Origin of the sequence: Microbacterium suwonense (assembly GCF_030296555.1) — a bacterium.
Taxonomy (GTDB): Bacteria; Actinomycetota; Actinomycetes; order Actinomycetales; family Microbacteriaceae; genus Microbacterium; species Microbacterium suwonense.
This window is the reverse complement of sequence record NZ_AP027728.1, coordinates 2,447,824-2,462,236: the sequence shown is the minus strand read 5'-3', so window position 1 is coordinate 2,462,236 and position 14,413 is coordinate 2,447,824. Positions and strand designations below refer to the sequence as shown.

Genomic DNA, 14,413 nt, shown 5'->3' with positions numbered 1-14,413 from the left:
GTACTTTCGATGTGGAGACCATTTCCTGATGACGCCTGAATCCCCTGCTGACGAGAACGACCCTTCCACCGGCTCAGAGGGGACAGCGCCCGACAACTCCGCTGCGGAGGAACAGTCCAGCGCCGAGTCCCGTGCGGAGTCGCGGGCCGAGTCGCGGGCCGAGTCCAGGAGGGTGTCCGGCGACTACGGCGCCGATGCGATCCAGATCCTCGAGGGCCTGGAGGCGGTGCGCAAACGGCCCGGCATGTACATCGGATCCACCGGGCCGCGTGGTCTGCACCACCTGGTGTACGAGATCGTCGACAACTCCGTCGACGAGGCGCTGGCCGGCTACGCCGACAACATCGAGGTGACGATCCTCGCGGACGGCGGCATCTGCGTCGACGACAACGGTCGAGGCATCCCCGTCGACCCGCACTCCTCCGATCCGAGCAAGTCGACCGTCGAGGTGGTGCTGACGATCCTGCACGCCGGCGGAAAGTTCGGCGGCGGCGGCTACGCCGTCTCGGGCGGTCTGCACGGCGTGGGCTCCTCGGTGGTGAACGCGCTCTCGACGCGTTTCGATGTGGAGATCAAGCGCAAGGGCCATGTCTGGCGGCACAGCTTCGCCGACGGCGGCGTCCCCCAGCAGCAGCTGGAGAAGGGCGAGCAGACCGACGGCACCGGAACCAGGATCACGTTCTGGCCGGATCCGGAGATCTTCACCGAGGGCACCGAGTTCGACTACGAGACCCTGCGGACCCGTTTTCAGCAGATGGCGTTCCTGAACAAGGGGCTGCGCATCGTTCTGCGCGACGAGCGCCCGGCATCCGCCTACGAGATCGACACCGAAGACGGCACGAGCGTCACCAAGCAGCCCTCCGACGTGTTCTTCTACGAGCGCGGACTGGTCGACTACGTCGAGTACCTCAACAAGGTGCGCAAGGCCGAGGTCGTCAACGACGACCCCATCGACTTCGAGGCCGAGGACACCGAGCGCAAGATCTCGCTCGAGGTCGCGATGCAGTGGACCACCTCGTACACCGAGAACGTGTTCACCTACGCCAACACGATCAACACCCACGAGGGCGGCACGCACGAGGAGGGCTTCCGTGCGGCGCTGACCAGCCTGGTCAACCGCTACGCGCGGGCGAACAACCTGCTCAAGGAGAAGGACGAGAACCTCTCCGGTGATGACGTGCGCGAGGGGCTGACCGCGGTCATCTCGATCAAGCTCGGCGAGCCGCAGTTCGAGGGCCAGACCAAGACCAAGCTCGGCAACACCGAGGCGAAGACCTTCGTGCAGAAGATCGTGAACGATCAGCTGGGTGACTGGTTCGACCGCAATCCCACGCAGGCGAAGAACATCATCCGCAAGGCCATCGACGCGGCCACCGCCCGGCTCGCGGCCCGAAAGGCACGTGAGACGGCGCGGCGCAAGAGCGTGTTCGAGTCGGCGGCGATGCCCGACAAGCTCAAGGACTGCACCAGCAAGGACCCCTCCATCAGCGAGATCTTCCTCGTGGAGGGGATTCGGCCGGCGGTTCGGCGGTGCAGGGTCGCGACCCGCACACGCAGGCGATCCTGGCGCTGCGCGGCAAGATCCTGAACGTCGAGCGCGCGAGGCTTGACAAGGCGCTGGGCAACAAAGAGGTCCAGGCGATGATCCAGGCCTTCGGCACGGGCATCGGCGAGGACTTCGACATCGACAAGGCGCGGTACCACAAGATCGTGCTGATGGCGGATGCCGATGTCGACGGCCAGCACATCACGACACTGCTGCTGACGCTGCTGTTCCGCTACATGCGCGGGCTCATCGAGGCGGGTTTCGTGTACCTGGCGATGCCGCCGCTGTACCGGCTGAAGTGGACGAACGCCCCGCACGAGTACGTGTACTCGGATGCCGAGCGCGACGCGCTGCAGGAACACGGACTCGCCAACGGCAAGCGTCTGCCCAAGGAGGGCATCCAGCGCTACAAGGGTCTGGGCGAGATGAACGCCAAGGAGCTGTGGGAGACCACCATGGATCACACCACGCGCACCCTTCGGCAGATCACCATCGACGATGCGGCCGCGGCAGACGAGATCTTCAGCGTGCTGATGGGTGAGGACGTCGAGTCCCGACGCACCTTCATCCAGCGCAACGCCAAGGACGTCCGCTTCCTCGACATTTAATACACACCCCCGCTGATCTCGGATAACAGAACACGTACGTAGGACGGAGGAATCTTCTCGGAGTGAGCATCGGGAGGGGCCCGCGAAGCGGGAAGGAACCCGCTCTGCGAGCGAAGAGAAGATTCCGGAGTCCGGCAGCAACAGCATCCGATGACTGAGAAGAAGACACATGACTGACGAAGAACGCCCCGAGCCGATTCACGATCACGGCCGCATCGACCAGGTCGACCTGCAGTCCGAGATGCAGCGCAGCTATCTCGACTATGCGATGGCCGTCATCGTCGGCCGTGCGCTGCCGGATGTGCGCGACGGTCTGAAGCCGGTGCACCGCCGGGTGATCTACGGCATGTACGACGGCGGCTTCCGTCCCGACAAGTCGTTCTCCAAGTGCGCGCGCGTGGTCGGCGAGGTGATGGGTCAGTATCACCCGCACGGCGACACCGCGATCTATGACACCCTCGTGCGTCTGGTGCAGCCGTGGTCGCTGCGCTACCCGCTCGCGCTCGGCCAGGGCAACTTCGGCTCCCCCGGCAACATGGGCGCCGCGGCTCCCCGGTACACCGAGACCAAGATGGCCCCGCTCGCGCTGGAGATGGTGCGCGACATCGAAGAGGAGACCGTCGACTTCTCGCCGAACTACGACGGCCGCACCGAGGAGCCAGACGTCCTGCCGTCGCGCTTCCCGAACCTGCTCGTGAACGGGTCGATCGGCATCGCGGTCGGCATGGCCACCAACATCCCGCCGCACAACCTGCGTGAGGTGGCGGCGGCAGCGCTGTGGGCGCTCGACAATCCGGGGCTGCCCCGTGAGGAGCTGCTGGAGGGGCTGATCCAGCGCATCCCCGGACCGGACTTCCCCACCGGTGCGCAGATCCTGGGCACCAAGGGCATCCAGGAGGCCTACCGCACGGGCCGCGGGTCGATCACCATGCGCGCGGTGGTAGAGGTGGAGGAGATCCAGGGCCGCACCTGCCTGGTGATCACCGAGCTGCCGTACCAGGTGAACCCCGACAACCTGGCGGTGAAGATCGGTGACCTCGCGCGCGAGGGGCGCATCACCGGGATCGCCGACATCCGCGACGAGTCCTCGGACCGCACCGGTCAGCGACTGGTCGTCGTGCTCAAGCGCGACGCCGTCGCGAAGGTCGTGCTGAACAACCTGTACAAGCACACCCAGCTGCAGGACAACTTCGGTGCCAACATGCTCGCGATCGTGGACGGCGTGCCGCGCACCCTCGCGCTGGACGGCTTCATCACCCACTGGGTGGACCACCAGCTCGATGTCATCGTGCGGCGCACCGGCTTCCGGCTGCGCAGAGCGCAGGCGCGCATGCACACCCTGCAGGGTTATCTGAAGGCTCTGGATGCCCTCGACGAGGTCATCGCGCTGATCCGCCGCTCCCCCACCGTCGACGAGGCCCGCGAGGGACTGAAGGCGCTGCTGGACATCGACGACGATCAGGCCCAGGCCATCCTCGACATGCAGCTGCGCCGGCTGGCCGCGCTGGAGCGTCAGAAGATCATCGACGAGGCGGCCGAGCTCGAGCTGAAGATCACCGACTATAAGGAGATCATCGCCACTGAGGCGCGCCAGCGCGACATCGTGCGCACCGAGCTGACCGAGATCGTCGACCGCTTCGGCGATGACCGCCGCACGCACATCCTGCACGGCTTCGACGGCGACATGTCGATGGAGGACCTCATCCCCGTCGAGGAGATGGTGGTCACCGTCACCCGCGAGGGATACATCAAGCGCACCCGCAGCGACAACTACCGCTCGCAGCACCGCGGCGGCAAGGGCGTGAAGGGCGCGCAGCTGCGTGCCGACGACCTGGTCGAGCACTTCTTCGTCACCACCACGCACCACTGGCTGCTGGTTTTCACCGACAAGGGTCGTGTCTACCGCACCAAGACGTATGAGGTGCCCGAGGCCGGGCGGGATGCCAAGGGTCAGCACGTCGCGAACCTGCTCGCACTGCAGCCGGAGGAGAAGATCGCCCAGGTGCTGGCGATCAGCGACTACCAGGCCAAGGACTACCTGGTGCTCGCCACCCGCGGCGGCTTGGTGAAGAAGACCCGCCTGGGCGAGTACGACACCAACCGCCAGGGCGGTGTGATCGCGATCCGCATGCGCGAGGGCGACGAGCTGGTCAGTGCCAAGCTGGTCAACGCCGACGAGGACATCCTGCTCATCAGCGCCAAGGGCATGTCGGTGCGCTTCCACGCCACCGACGAGGCGCTGCGTCCGATGGGCCGGGCGACCGAGGGTGTGCGGGGCATGAAGTTCAAGGACGATGAGGACTGTCTGCTCTCGGCATCCGTCGTCTTCGACGACTCGTATGTCTTCACGGTGACCGACGGCGGCTACGCCAAGCGCACCACCGTGGCGGAGTACAAGGTGCAGAAGCGCGGCGGAACCGGCATCAAGGTGGCCAAGCTGAGCGACGAACGCGGCGTGCTCGCGGGCGGTCTGATCGTCTCGGAGGACGACGAGGTCTTGGTGGTTCTGTCCAGCGGCAAGGTGGTACGCTCTGCCGTGGCCGAGGTGCCTGCCAAGGGCCGCGACACCATGGGAGTCGTGTTCGCCCGGATGACGGGCGATGACCGCATCCTCGCCGTGGCCCGCAACAGCGAGCGCGGCATCGACGAAGAGGACGAGACGGAAGCGGATGCCTCCGCAACCGAGGCCCCCGATGCCCAGATCCCCGACGCTGAGACACCCGAAGCCTGACACCCCGAAGAGAGCTGAGCAATGAGCACAGTGGCAGACAAGCTGGCGAAGAAGTCCACGCGCAAGACCGGTGGCAAGCAGGTGCGGCTGCGTCTGGTCTACGTCGACTTCTGGTCTGCCGTGAAGCTGTCGTTCCTCGGCGCCGTGGCGCTGGCCATCGTCACCATGGTCTCGTTCTTCCTCATCTTCATGGTGCTGCAGGCGACGAACGTGTTGGCACAGACTGCTGAGTTCCTCGACGCCGTCACCGACGGGGCGGTCGACCTGAACAGCCTGATCGGACTGCCGCAGGTGATGGCCTTCGGTGCGGTCGTGTCGATTCTCAACCTGATCGTCTTCACCGTGCTCGGCGCGGTCGTCGCGGGGATCTACAACCTGGCGGTGAAGGTGACCGGCGGGCTGCTCGTCGGCTTCATGTCGAACTGACTTCCACGTCGTAGCGGACTACACCACGCCGGTGGTGCCGAGCAGGGTGCCGATGAGCCAGGTGGCCAGCAGCGCGAGCGCGCCGCCGATCACCAGTCGGACGGATGCCTGGGCAGGCGGGGCGCCGCCGACGTTCGCGGAGATCGCACCGGTGGCGGCCAGCGCGACGAGCACCGCGGCGAAGGTGACCGGCACGCGCCATTCCGGCGGCGGCAGCAGGATGGCCAGCAGGGGCAGCAGCGCGCCGACTGTGAATGAGATCGCCGAGGAGATCGCGGCGTGCCAGGGGTTGACCAGGTCGTCCTGGTCGATGCCGAGCTCCACTTCGAGGTGCGCCGCCAGGGCGTCGTGCTCGGTGAGCTCGACGGCCACCTGGTGGGCGGTCTGCTCGCTCAGGCCGCGGTCGCGGTACAGCTGGGTGAGCTCGGCGAGCTCGGCCTCTGGCATGGTGCGCAGCTCTTCGCGCTCCTTGTGGATCAACGCCCGCTCACTGTCGCGCTGACTGCTCACCGACACGTACTCGCCGAGAGCCATCGAGATCGCACCGCCGACGAGTCCGGCAAGGCCGGCGATCAACAGGGCGGCGTTGTCCGTCGTCGCGCCGGCGACGCCCACCACCAGGGCTGCCACCGAGACGATGCCGTCGTTGGCGCCGAGCACCCCCGCACGCAGCCAGTTCAGCTTCTGACTCAGCCCGGTGCCGTGCGGTTCGTCGGGGTGCGCATCGGATGCTGCCATAAAGCCCAGTGAACCACAGCCCCACGCCCCTCCCTCTCCGGGACGAACAAGCCGTGGGTAGGGAAAACCCGAAGAGCATCGTCCGGCTGCCCTTGTGTCGCGGGGGTGCCGGGAACCGTAGCGTTGTAGCCATGACCACGAATCCGCCACCTGCCGGCCCTGCCACCCCTTCGGGTGCACCGCCCGCCGGCGCCGCCGCCTCACCCGGCGCACCTCTCACCGGCGCTGCCGCCATACCGCTCACGCCGCCCGCTCCGGTCGCGCCGGGGGCGGGCAGGGCATCCGACCCGGCATCCGCGAGCACCGCGAAGCCGCCAGTGCGACTGTTCCTGACCATCCTCCAGCTCGCCGCGCTCGGCACGCTGGGCGCCGGGGTCATGGGCCTGCTCACGGCGATGCTGGGTGTCGGGGTCGGCCTGCTGTTCGTCGTCGGCGTCGGCATCTTCGTGCTAGCAGGGCTCGTGTACGCGCTGTACGGGGTCGGCTGGTTCGAGATCCGCCGCGTGAGCGATCTGTATGGCGTGGAACTGCCCGACCTGGTCTGGCGGGAGCGCACCCATCCCGGCTTCGGCGGGTGGCTCCGCAACGTCGGCCGACAGGTCGTCGATGGTCGGATGTGGCGGGCGCTGCTCAACTTCGCGCTCGCCTGCATCGCGGGAAGCCTCGTGCTGCGTCTGTTCTGGGGCATGATCCGCTCGGTGTTCACCGTCTTCGCCCCGCTGACCGGCAACGCCGACGCGGACTGGCCGTTCAGCTTCTCGGTCAGCATCGCGTGGGCGCCCGTCGTCGGCATCCTCGGTGTGGCCGCTGCCGCTGCCGGCATCCTCGGACTCGCCCTGCTGCACCGCGTGCTCAGCCGTGCGCTGCTGATGCCCGACCGAGAGGCGGAACTCAGCGCCCAGGTGCAGACCACCACCGCCCAGCGCGCCGGTGCCGTCCGCGCCGCCGACCTCGAGCGCACCCGCATCGAACGCGACCTGCACGACGGCGTCCAGCCGCGGCTCGTGTCGGTGGGCATGACGCTCGGACTCGCCCAGCAGAAGATCGACACCGATCCCGCCGCGGCGAAGGAGCTGATCGGCGAGGCGCACACCTCCACCAAGGCCGCGATCACCGAACTGCGACAGCTCGCCCGCGGCATCCACACCTCCGTCCTGGACGATCGCGGCCTGGATGCGGCGCTCTCGGCACTGGCCGGCCGCTCACACATCCCCGTGCAGCTGGACGTGCGCATCGACCCGGCGGCCACGGGCGCGAACGCCAGCTGCCGGGACGCCGAGGCGGCCGTCTACTTCGTCATCGCGGAGTCGCTCACCAATGCCGCCAAGCACTCCCGCGCGAGTGAATGCCGCGTGGTGGTGCGCAGCCGCGACGGAGCCCTGTGGGCCCGGGTCGAGGACAACGGCGTGGGCGGTGCTCAGGTGCAGCCCGGCGGAGGACTGGATGGCATCACCAACCGTGTGCTCGCCGCAGGTGGGATGTTCCGTCTCGACAGCCCGGCCGGCGGCCCGACCAGCCTGGAGGTGACGGTGCCATGCGCATCCTGATCTGCGAGGACTCCGTCCTGCTGCGCGAAGGCCTGGTCCGGCTGCTCGAAGACGCCGGCCACGAGGTGGTCGCCGCTCTGCCCGACACCGATGGACTGCTGGATGCCGTCGTCGAGAAGTCGCCCGAGCTCTGCATCCTCGATGTGCGGCTGCCGCCGACGTTCACCGACGAGGGCATCCGCGCGGCGCTGTCGATCCGCGCAGCGCACCCGTCGCTGCCGCTGCTGGTGCTCTCGCAGTACGTCGAGGAGCGGTACGCGAGCGATCTGATCGCCACCCAGAGCCGGCCGTCACAGGGCGGCGCACTCGGATACCTGCTCAAGGACCGGGTCGCCGACGTCGCCGAGTTCATCGAATCGGTGCAGCGGATCGCCGAGGGCGGCACGGTGCTCGACCCCGAGGTGGTGGCGCAGCTGCTCACGCGTCGCAACCGCGACGAGCGGATGCTGAGACTGACCGAACGCGAGCGGACCGTGCTCGCGCTGATCGCGGAGGGCAAGTCGAACAACTCCATCGCCGGGATGCTGTTCCTGAGTGCAGCGAGTGTCGAGAAGCACATCACCGCGATCTTCCAGAAGCTCGGGCTGGATCCTGAAGACGGCAACCGGCGGGTGCTGGCAGCGCTCGCCCACATCGAGAACACCGGGTCCGCGGTCGCGGATGCCGGGCACGACAACCAGGGAGGCCTGCGATGAACGGCACGACGAAGAAGAGCGTCGGCGCACTGACTGTGCTGCTGGCCGTGTTCGGCGGCGTGGCGCTGCTGGGCACGGGGGCGGCCGCGGCGGTGAGCGGTGTGCAGCAGCTCACCAGCGAGGATGGTGGCCGGCAGCTGGATGTGCAGGGCGTGACGGAACTGGACCTGGAGGTGAGCGCCGCCGCAGTGACCGTGAAGTTCCGGCCCGACGCCGAGCTGGCCGAGCTGCAGATCGAGCACGGCTCGCCGAGCGGGTGGTCGCTGAAGCGCGACGGCGACACGCTGGAGGTGCGCGGCCCGGATCGCGGCTTCGACTTCTTCCGCCCGGACTGGCTGCGCGGCGACGAGCGCGCGACGCTGGTGCTGCCGGAGCGCCTGCACGGCCTGGATGCAGATCTGACCCTGCAGGCGGGAACTCTGACGGTCGATGGTGTGTTCGGTGAGCTCGATCTGCAGCTGAACGCCGGCTCGCTGTCGGTGAACGGCGAGGCCAGGGCACTGGATGCCGAACTGAACGCCGGCCGTGCAGACATCGACCTGCGCGGCGTGAAGACCGCCGAGTACACCGTGGCCGCGGGCCGGATGACATCGGTGCTGAGCACGGCACCGGACGAGGTATCCATCGAGGTTTCGGCCGGTGCGCTGAACCTGACGCTGCCCGATGTCTCCTACGACCTGCGTCGCTCTGTGAACGCCGGATCACTGGACAGCGATCTGGCTGAGGATTCGTCCAGCCGACACCGGATCCACGCGGAGGTGTCCGCCGGATCGGTGACGCTCAAGCCCGGTCGCACAGCCGGATGAATGTTGGATGCGGGCCCTGTTCCGGGCCCGCATCCAATTCGCTTTTCACCCCCGCATCCGGTAAAGTCTTGGAGGTTGACGGGGCTATAGCTCAGGCGGTTAGAGCGCTTCACTGATAATGAAGAGGTCCCAGGTTCAAGTCCTGGTAGCCCCACTCCGTTCGCGGAAAATCCCGCGGTGTCCATGCCGTTCGGGGCCTTAGCTCAGTTGGTAGAGCGCTGCCTTTGCAAGGCAGATGTCAGGAGTTCGAATCTCCTAGGCTCCACGAAGCAGTTTTCAACTGCTGACACAAACCCCGGAAACCCTGGTTTACCGGGGGTTTTCTGCATCCAAGTGACAGTTCTTAACAGGGTTGTTAACACTGTGGATAGGTGTGACCATAGGTGTGACCACGCTTTGACCGTATTCTGAACTCATGCCCAAGCCCAGCAAGCCCTACGACGAGTTCGCGGAGCGCGGCGACGGCGGGCTGAGCGTCACCACCGTGCGCGGCAAGGAAGTGCATCGCGCAAAGAAGTACGTCGGTCTGGTGGAGACACTGGATGCAGAAGGTAACGTCGTGAAGCGGCCGAAGTACATCTCAGGCCAGGGGAGCACACGGCAGGCAGCGAAGAAGAACCTCAACCGCAACCTGGAGAAGTTCTACCGCCTGGCTGAGGAGGAGCGCCTACTCCCCCGCTCTGCTCGCGAACTGACGCTCGCTGACTACTGGTATGACACCTGGCTACCTGCCGCTGGCCTCAGCGGCAGGTACAAAACCGGCGACACCTTGGATGTGAACCGCCGCCGGATGGAGATGCATACGCTCCCAGCGCTTGGCTCCAAGGCGCTGCGTGACTTGAAGCCAGTGGACATCAAAGCGTTCATCGAGGTCACGCTCCCGGCCAAGAACCTCGGCCCGCACATGGTCGAAGGTATTCGGACAACCCTCAACGCTGTGCTCAACGACGCGCTTATCGAAGGGCGCATCCTGACGCATCCGATGACCCGATTGAAAGTCCGAAGCAAACCGCCCAAGCGGCGGGTGGACGCACCGCGCGGCCTCACCGACGCCCTCCAAGCCGAGGTGCGCGGGACGCAGGAGGAAGCCCGGTGGATGCTCCCGCTGCTCATCGCATTGCGCCCCGGTGAAGCGCTCGGCTTGAAATGGGATGCGGTCGAACTGGGGGATGCCCCGTTCCTGACCGTGAAGCGCCAGTTGAAATGGGCTGCTGCCGCACATGCGCCAGCGTGCAAACGCCGCGCTGACGGCAAAGCCTGGGCCTGCGGAAAGTCAAGCGCCAAATGCACCCTCTGGGAGCGGCCTGATATGGGCGGCAAAGGACGGCTGTACTTAGAGGAGACGACCAAGAGCAGCCGCATCCGTATCATTCCGCTCACCGAACCCCTCATCACCCTGCTGAAGGAACAGAAAGCCCGGCAGGACGCTTGGCGCGCAGCCAAACCGCAGGCGTGGGCAAAGGCTGAGGCTGACCGGCCGGACCTGGCTGGCTTGGTGTTCACTACGGAGGCTGGGCAGCCTCGACGCCAGCAGGCGGACAGCAAAGCGCTGGCCGCCATCCTGACTCGTCTGCGCGCGAACGGCATGGAGGCGAAGTTCTCCCCGCACGGCGCGCGGCACGTAGGTATCACTCAGATGGCGCTGGCAGGTATCCCCTGCCCGTCGTGCAAGCCATCGCCGGTCACCTCGACAACGAAACGACCGAGATGTATCTGCACATCCAGTCGGAGGACATGAGGGATGCTGTGGAGCGCATCGGTGAAGCCTCGATGAAGGCGTATCGGGCGCTGGAGGTGGCTAAGGCTGACCGGGCGCAGGAGACGAAACGCCAGGAGGCTGAGGCTGCCAGGCAGGCCGCTGAGGACGCTTACGCGGTGTGGAAGGCGGACAGGACGGGCCAGGATGGCGTTGTTCGATTCGACCCCCGTACGGACCCGCACCCGCCAGTACCGCTGTGGGACGCACAGTGGATGCCGCATGAGGTCGCAGTAGCCCTCGTGCAGCCGGGCGCGAAGCGTGAAGCCATCCGCCTGTTCACAGGCGACCTGACGCTAGAAGAGGTCACCCGGTTCGCCCCGCTGGGAGCCACCGACCCGGCCCAGGTCCGGCAGGTGGCTGACCTGCCGGACGAGTTCCTGGAGGGCGTGTTCGACTGACGCATCTTGCTGTACCGATAGTGTCAGGGGCGTGACTGACACACGCCCCGCCACCGGAGATATCGACCTCCGGCTCGTTCACATCTTCATGAACGTCCGCGCTCGTCGGAGCAAGCTATTCCGAGTGATTGAGGTCGTCCTCTATGGACTCGGTGGTGCCGTATTCATCACGGGTGCAATCATCGCGATGTTCGGCGGCGACAGTCTGTGGAACGGCGTCGGCCTCGCTGGCCTGGGCGTCACCATCATCGGCGCGGGCATAGCGCTCTCCATCTTCAGAGTCCAGGCCGACCAGTCCGTACAGGACAGCCAGCGGGCAGACCTGATGCTGAGCCAGATTTCTGCGCATGCGAAGGATGCGGCTGACCACTCGAAGAAGGCGCACAGTATCGTCGAGCAGCTATCCCGTGCGCGCCGGTCGGCGGATGCGGGGACGGAGCGTGCCACGCGGACGCTCGTGCAGTTCGCTCTCGAATCCATGCAGATACAGAACGACGACAAAGACGCAGCCGAGGAGGGGCCAACCACCGCAGCGGACGAGAACGCCATTGTCCACGTTGAAGGCGATGGAGAGTATCGGTACCCATCGGCCGTGCCACTGTACGTCATCGCCGACCTCGTGAGTTGGTTCCCAAAACCCGCACCGCAGCGGTGGACAGTCGCCAACCTCGTAGGCGCTTACAGGAAGTACAACTCAAAGGGGAAGCTCACCGGGGTGCCATGGATTCTCACGTTCCGGCGAACCAGCGGCGACCTGGTCGAGTACCGCATTAGCTACGCAGGTCGCGGCGATGGTCCGAGCATCTCGGTGTACTCCTCGGAGAGAAACCGTTGGCAGGACTTCCAGCCAACAGGCGAGGCGAAGTAGCGCTGGGCCAGCGTGAGCGCGCCGCAGCTCGGACACGTCCACGCCTCAGCCGTCGGATGCGGCGTCAACGGCACCAGGCAACGCTGACACTTGGGCGTAGCCTCCTCCAGGCCATCGCGGCCCTCGAACCACATCGCCAGCTCCTGCCGTGTGACGGTCACCAGCTCACCGGCCGGTCGCAGCCGGGATGCGGCCATCCGCAGTCCCTCAGCGACACGCTCCGCGCCAGCTCGATGCTCTGACTCGATGACCGCGCCACGCTCCATCGTGCCGTCCAATGTGACCGATTCATCCGCGCCGATGCTCACCGTCGAGAACTCCCGGTCGCCGAGCAGCACGGCCGTGATGGTGTCCGCTGCTTCATCGAAGTTCATGCCGACGACACTACGACTACTGATGCTCCCAGCGCCACAACTTGGGTGGGATGTGGGACCTATTCGCGTGATGCAAGCAGACCGCGAATCTCTTCGATAACTTGCTCGGGGTCGTAGCCCGGGTGCACTTCAATCAGGGCGACCCCGTGCGTCCGACACAATTCACGCTTCCGTTGGTCGCGCTCTTGCTGCCGAACAAAAGCCTCCGCGCCTCCGAAGCGCTCCACCGGCTCCGAATGCTGAAGCCCTTGATACTCCACGGCGACATACCGCTCCGGAAAGTAGATGTCGAGCGACTGCTGCCCCAGCCAACGGGGGCGACCCTGATGCACAACACGCTCGTCAGGGAACGCCGCGCGCAACTCGTTGAGGAGGGCGACCTCCGAGACCCAGCCTTCCCCAACCGGGTGCAACCCTTCGGCTTCTCGGAGCCGATTCTCTGCCTGCCGGTAAATGCTCTGGAGTTGTTCCAGAACGAACCAGTCGAACCAGTATGTGTGAACCCAGGGCGACGGCCACTCGATGGGCTGCCCAAGCCCCGGCATGCCTGCGAAAGCCTCGCGTGGACGTCGGTAGCCTCCGCTGAGGTCTACGTGGGCAAGGCGCTCAGCTATTTCACCTTCCGACAATGAGGTAGCAAAGTCGATTCCGGCCCCGTTGGCAGTGCCAAGGCGAACCCGGTCCACAAGCTTGCGCCACAGGTCCATGACCACGCTTTGGCCCAACTCGTCGTGCAACTCGTTGAGGATGTCAGACAAGTGCGTGCCGACATCCTGCTTTCGCTTCTGACCGAAGTCAGTAAGACGGTTACTCTGGCCCAGCCACTGGTCCACCATCTCGGGTGTGATGCGACCTTCCCCCGCAACCGAAGCGAGATTCACGTACAGCTCTAAATCTGGCCCTGCCGGACCGAAGCGGCGGAGGCCCGTCTCGAAATCGCCTACCAAGAATGCGAGGTCCGCGTGCCATCGTCGCGCGTACCCAGCCAGCGAGGTTCCAGGGGCTGTGCGCTGGAACAAGAGGAGCGCGTGCTTCAGGAATGCTGCATCCTTACGACTGTCGAGCCGACGGGCGGTCGCCTCGCGCAGCAATATGAACGCATAGGAGAGGTTTCCCTCCAGGTCGAGCGGCTCACCGGTCCTTACAGACTCCACGAAGCGCTGGTAGAACTCCTTCTGCTCGGTCGATTCGAGGTCGTCCGGACTGGAGAAGAAGTAGGTATGCAGCGTAGGGACGTTGCCGGGCGCAATCGGAGCTGGTTCGACCGTCGGGGCCGGTCCCGGGTACGCGGTACCCGCGATGATGTGCACGGTACCTGCTTTCTCCATCCATCTGAGGCGGTTCATCGCACGCTGCACCACAGGCTTCAACTCCTTAATGGGGACGCCCGTTTCGGAGGCGACAACGGCGGCTCTCAATGACCGCATTGCTTCGAGGTCCGAACGGTAGCCAGTGACTTCAGCGCGCCATGCGTCGCAATCGGCCCCAGTATCGACTGTCGCCATACGGTCAACAACTTGGCTCATGAGGTCGTGCACGGACTCGTCTTCGAACGCTGCCGCCAGGCGACCGTACTGCGACCCTAGAATAAATCGTGTGGGTACCCAGCCTCGGCGCGGGTCGTCGTAGCTGAGATAGTTCTCAAGGACTCGTCGAGTAAGGGCCAACGCCTCCACGTAGCGCTTCTGACGGAGCATGTCGCGGGCGTCGCCCGCAACGCTCGCGCCCTCGGTCTCATTTGGAGGGCGGACTGAACTTGTCATGACCCCATCATGGCCTGAGCGGCCGAATCAACGAGCCTCGTCGCTCTACCTCCGTTCGATGTCCGCTCATAGCCCAAAGAAGATAGCGGGTCAGTAGCTTACCTCTAGACTCGCGAGAAGTGGCTGCGCTGATGGAGTGCTGGAGTCTTGTCTG

General features: G+C 65.7%; 11 protein-coding genes, 2 tRNA genes and 1 pseudogene. 11 read left to right on the top strand and 3 right to left on the bottom strand.

Features of this window, described 5'->3' with window-relative positions; translation table 11 throughout:
* Positions 1-28 precede the first annotated feature (28 nt).
* The 3 genes and pseudogenes from gyrB (at position 29) to QUE33_RS12300 (ending at position 5,311) form a co-directional block, all read left to right on the top strand.
* Positions 29-2,154, top strand: a pseudogene (gene gyrB, locus QUE33_RS12310) (DNA topoisomerase (ATP-hydrolyzing) subunit B).
* 169 nt (positions 2,155-2,323) lie between these two features.
* Positions 2,324-4,885 (top strand): DNA gyrase subunit A, encoded by a 2,562-nt coding sequence (gene gyrA, locus QUE33_RS12305; RefSeq protein ID WP_286300397.1) that lies wholly within the window; start codon positions 2,324-2,326, stop codon positions 4,883-4,885.
* Positions 4,886-4,906: 21 nt separating this feature from the next.
* Positions 4,907-5,311, top strand: coding sequence for a DUF3566 domain-containing protein (locus tag QUE33_RS12300; RefSeq protein ID WP_286300396.1), 405 nt, complete (start codon positions 4,907-4,909; stop codon positions 5,309-5,311).
* Positions 5,312-5,329: 18 nt separating this feature from the next.
* On the opposite strand, the gene QUE33_RS12295 is transcribed toward QUE33_RS12300, so the two are convergent.
* On the bottom strand, positions 5,330-6,049 hold the full coding sequence (locus QUE33_RS12295) for a VIT1/CCC1 transporter family protein (RefSeq protein ID WP_286300395.1): 720 nt from the start codon (positions 6,047-6,049) through the stop codon (positions 5,330-5,332).
* A gap of 131 nt (positions 6,050-6,180) precedes the next feature.
* On the opposite strand from QUE33_RS12295, the gene QUE33_RS12290 reads away from it, so the two are divergent.
* The 8 genes from QUE33_RS12290 to QUE33_RS12255 all read left to right on the top strand — a co-directional run bounded on the left by QUE33_RS12290 (position 6,181) and on the right by QUE33_RS12255 (position 12,122).
* The gene (locus QUE33_RS12290) at positions 6,181-7,596 is read left to right on the top strand and encodes a sensor histidine kinase (RefSeq protein ID WP_286300394.1); all 1,416 of its coding nucleotides are present in this window, start codon (positions 6,181-6,183) and stop codon (positions 7,594-7,596) included.
* The gene (locus tag QUE33_RS12285; protein ID WP_286300393.1) at positions 7,584-8,291 is read left to right on the top strand and encodes a response regulator transcription factor; all 708 of its coding nucleotides are present in this window, start codon (positions 7,584-7,586) and stop codon (positions 8,289-8,291) included. Before QUE33_RS12290 ends, QUE33_RS12285 begins: the two co-directional genes overlap by 13 nt.
* Positions 8,288-9,097, top strand: a complete 810-nt coding sequence (locus QUE33_RS12280) for a DUF4097 family beta strand repeat-containing protein (RefSeq protein WP_286300392.1) — start codon at positions 8,288-8,290, stop codon at positions 9,095-9,097. Before QUE33_RS12285 ends, QUE33_RS12280 begins: the two co-directional genes overlap by 4 nt.
* An 80-nt stretch (positions 9,098-9,177) precedes the next feature.
* A tRNA-Ile gene (locus tag QUE33_RS12275) sits at positions 9,178-9,251 on the top strand.
* A gap of 38 nt (positions 9,252-9,289) precedes the next feature.
* Positions 9,290-9,362: transfer RNA gene (locus tag QUE33_RS12270), tRNA-Ala, on the top strand.
* A 150-nt stretch (positions 9,363-9,512) separates the two neighbouring features.
* Positions 9,513-10,835 carry a tyrosine-type recombinase/integrase gene (locus tag QUE33_RS12265; protein ID WP_286300391.1) on the top strand — a complete coding sequence of 441 codons (1,323 nt, stop codon included), beginning with the start codon at positions 9,513-9,515 and terminating at the stop codon, positions 10,833-10,835.
* Positions 10,763-11,254, top strand: a complete 492-nt coding sequence (locus QUE33_RS12260; protein ID WP_286300389.1) for a hypothetical protein — start codon at positions 10,763-10,765, stop codon at positions 11,252-11,254. Before QUE33_RS12265 ends, QUE33_RS12260 begins: the two co-directional genes overlap by 73 nt.
* Positions 11,255-11,285: 31 nt before the next feature.
* Positions 11,286-12,122, top strand: coding sequence for a hypothetical protein (locus QUE33_RS12255; protein ID WP_286300387.1), 837 nt, complete (start codon positions 11,286-11,288; stop codon positions 12,120-12,122).
* Here the strand turns inward: QUE33_RS12255 and QUE33_RS12250 are convergent.
* Both QUE33_RS12250 and QUE33_RS12245 read right to left on the bottom strand, forming a co-directional pair.
* Positions 12,029-12,496, bottom strand: a complete 468-nt coding sequence (locus QUE33_RS12250) for a hypothetical protein (protein ID WP_286300386.1) — start codon at positions 12,494-12,496, stop codon at positions 12,029-12,031. The genes QUE33_RS12255 and QUE33_RS12250 overlap by 94 nt on opposite strands.
* Positions 12,497-12,555: 59 nt before the next feature.
* Complete coding sequence (locus QUE33_RS12245) at positions 12,556-14,259, bottom strand: hypothetical protein (protein WP_286300385.1); 1,704 nt, start codon at positions 14,257-14,259, stop codon at positions 12,556-12,558.
* Between the last annotated feature and the right edge of the window lie 154 nt (positions 14,260-14,413).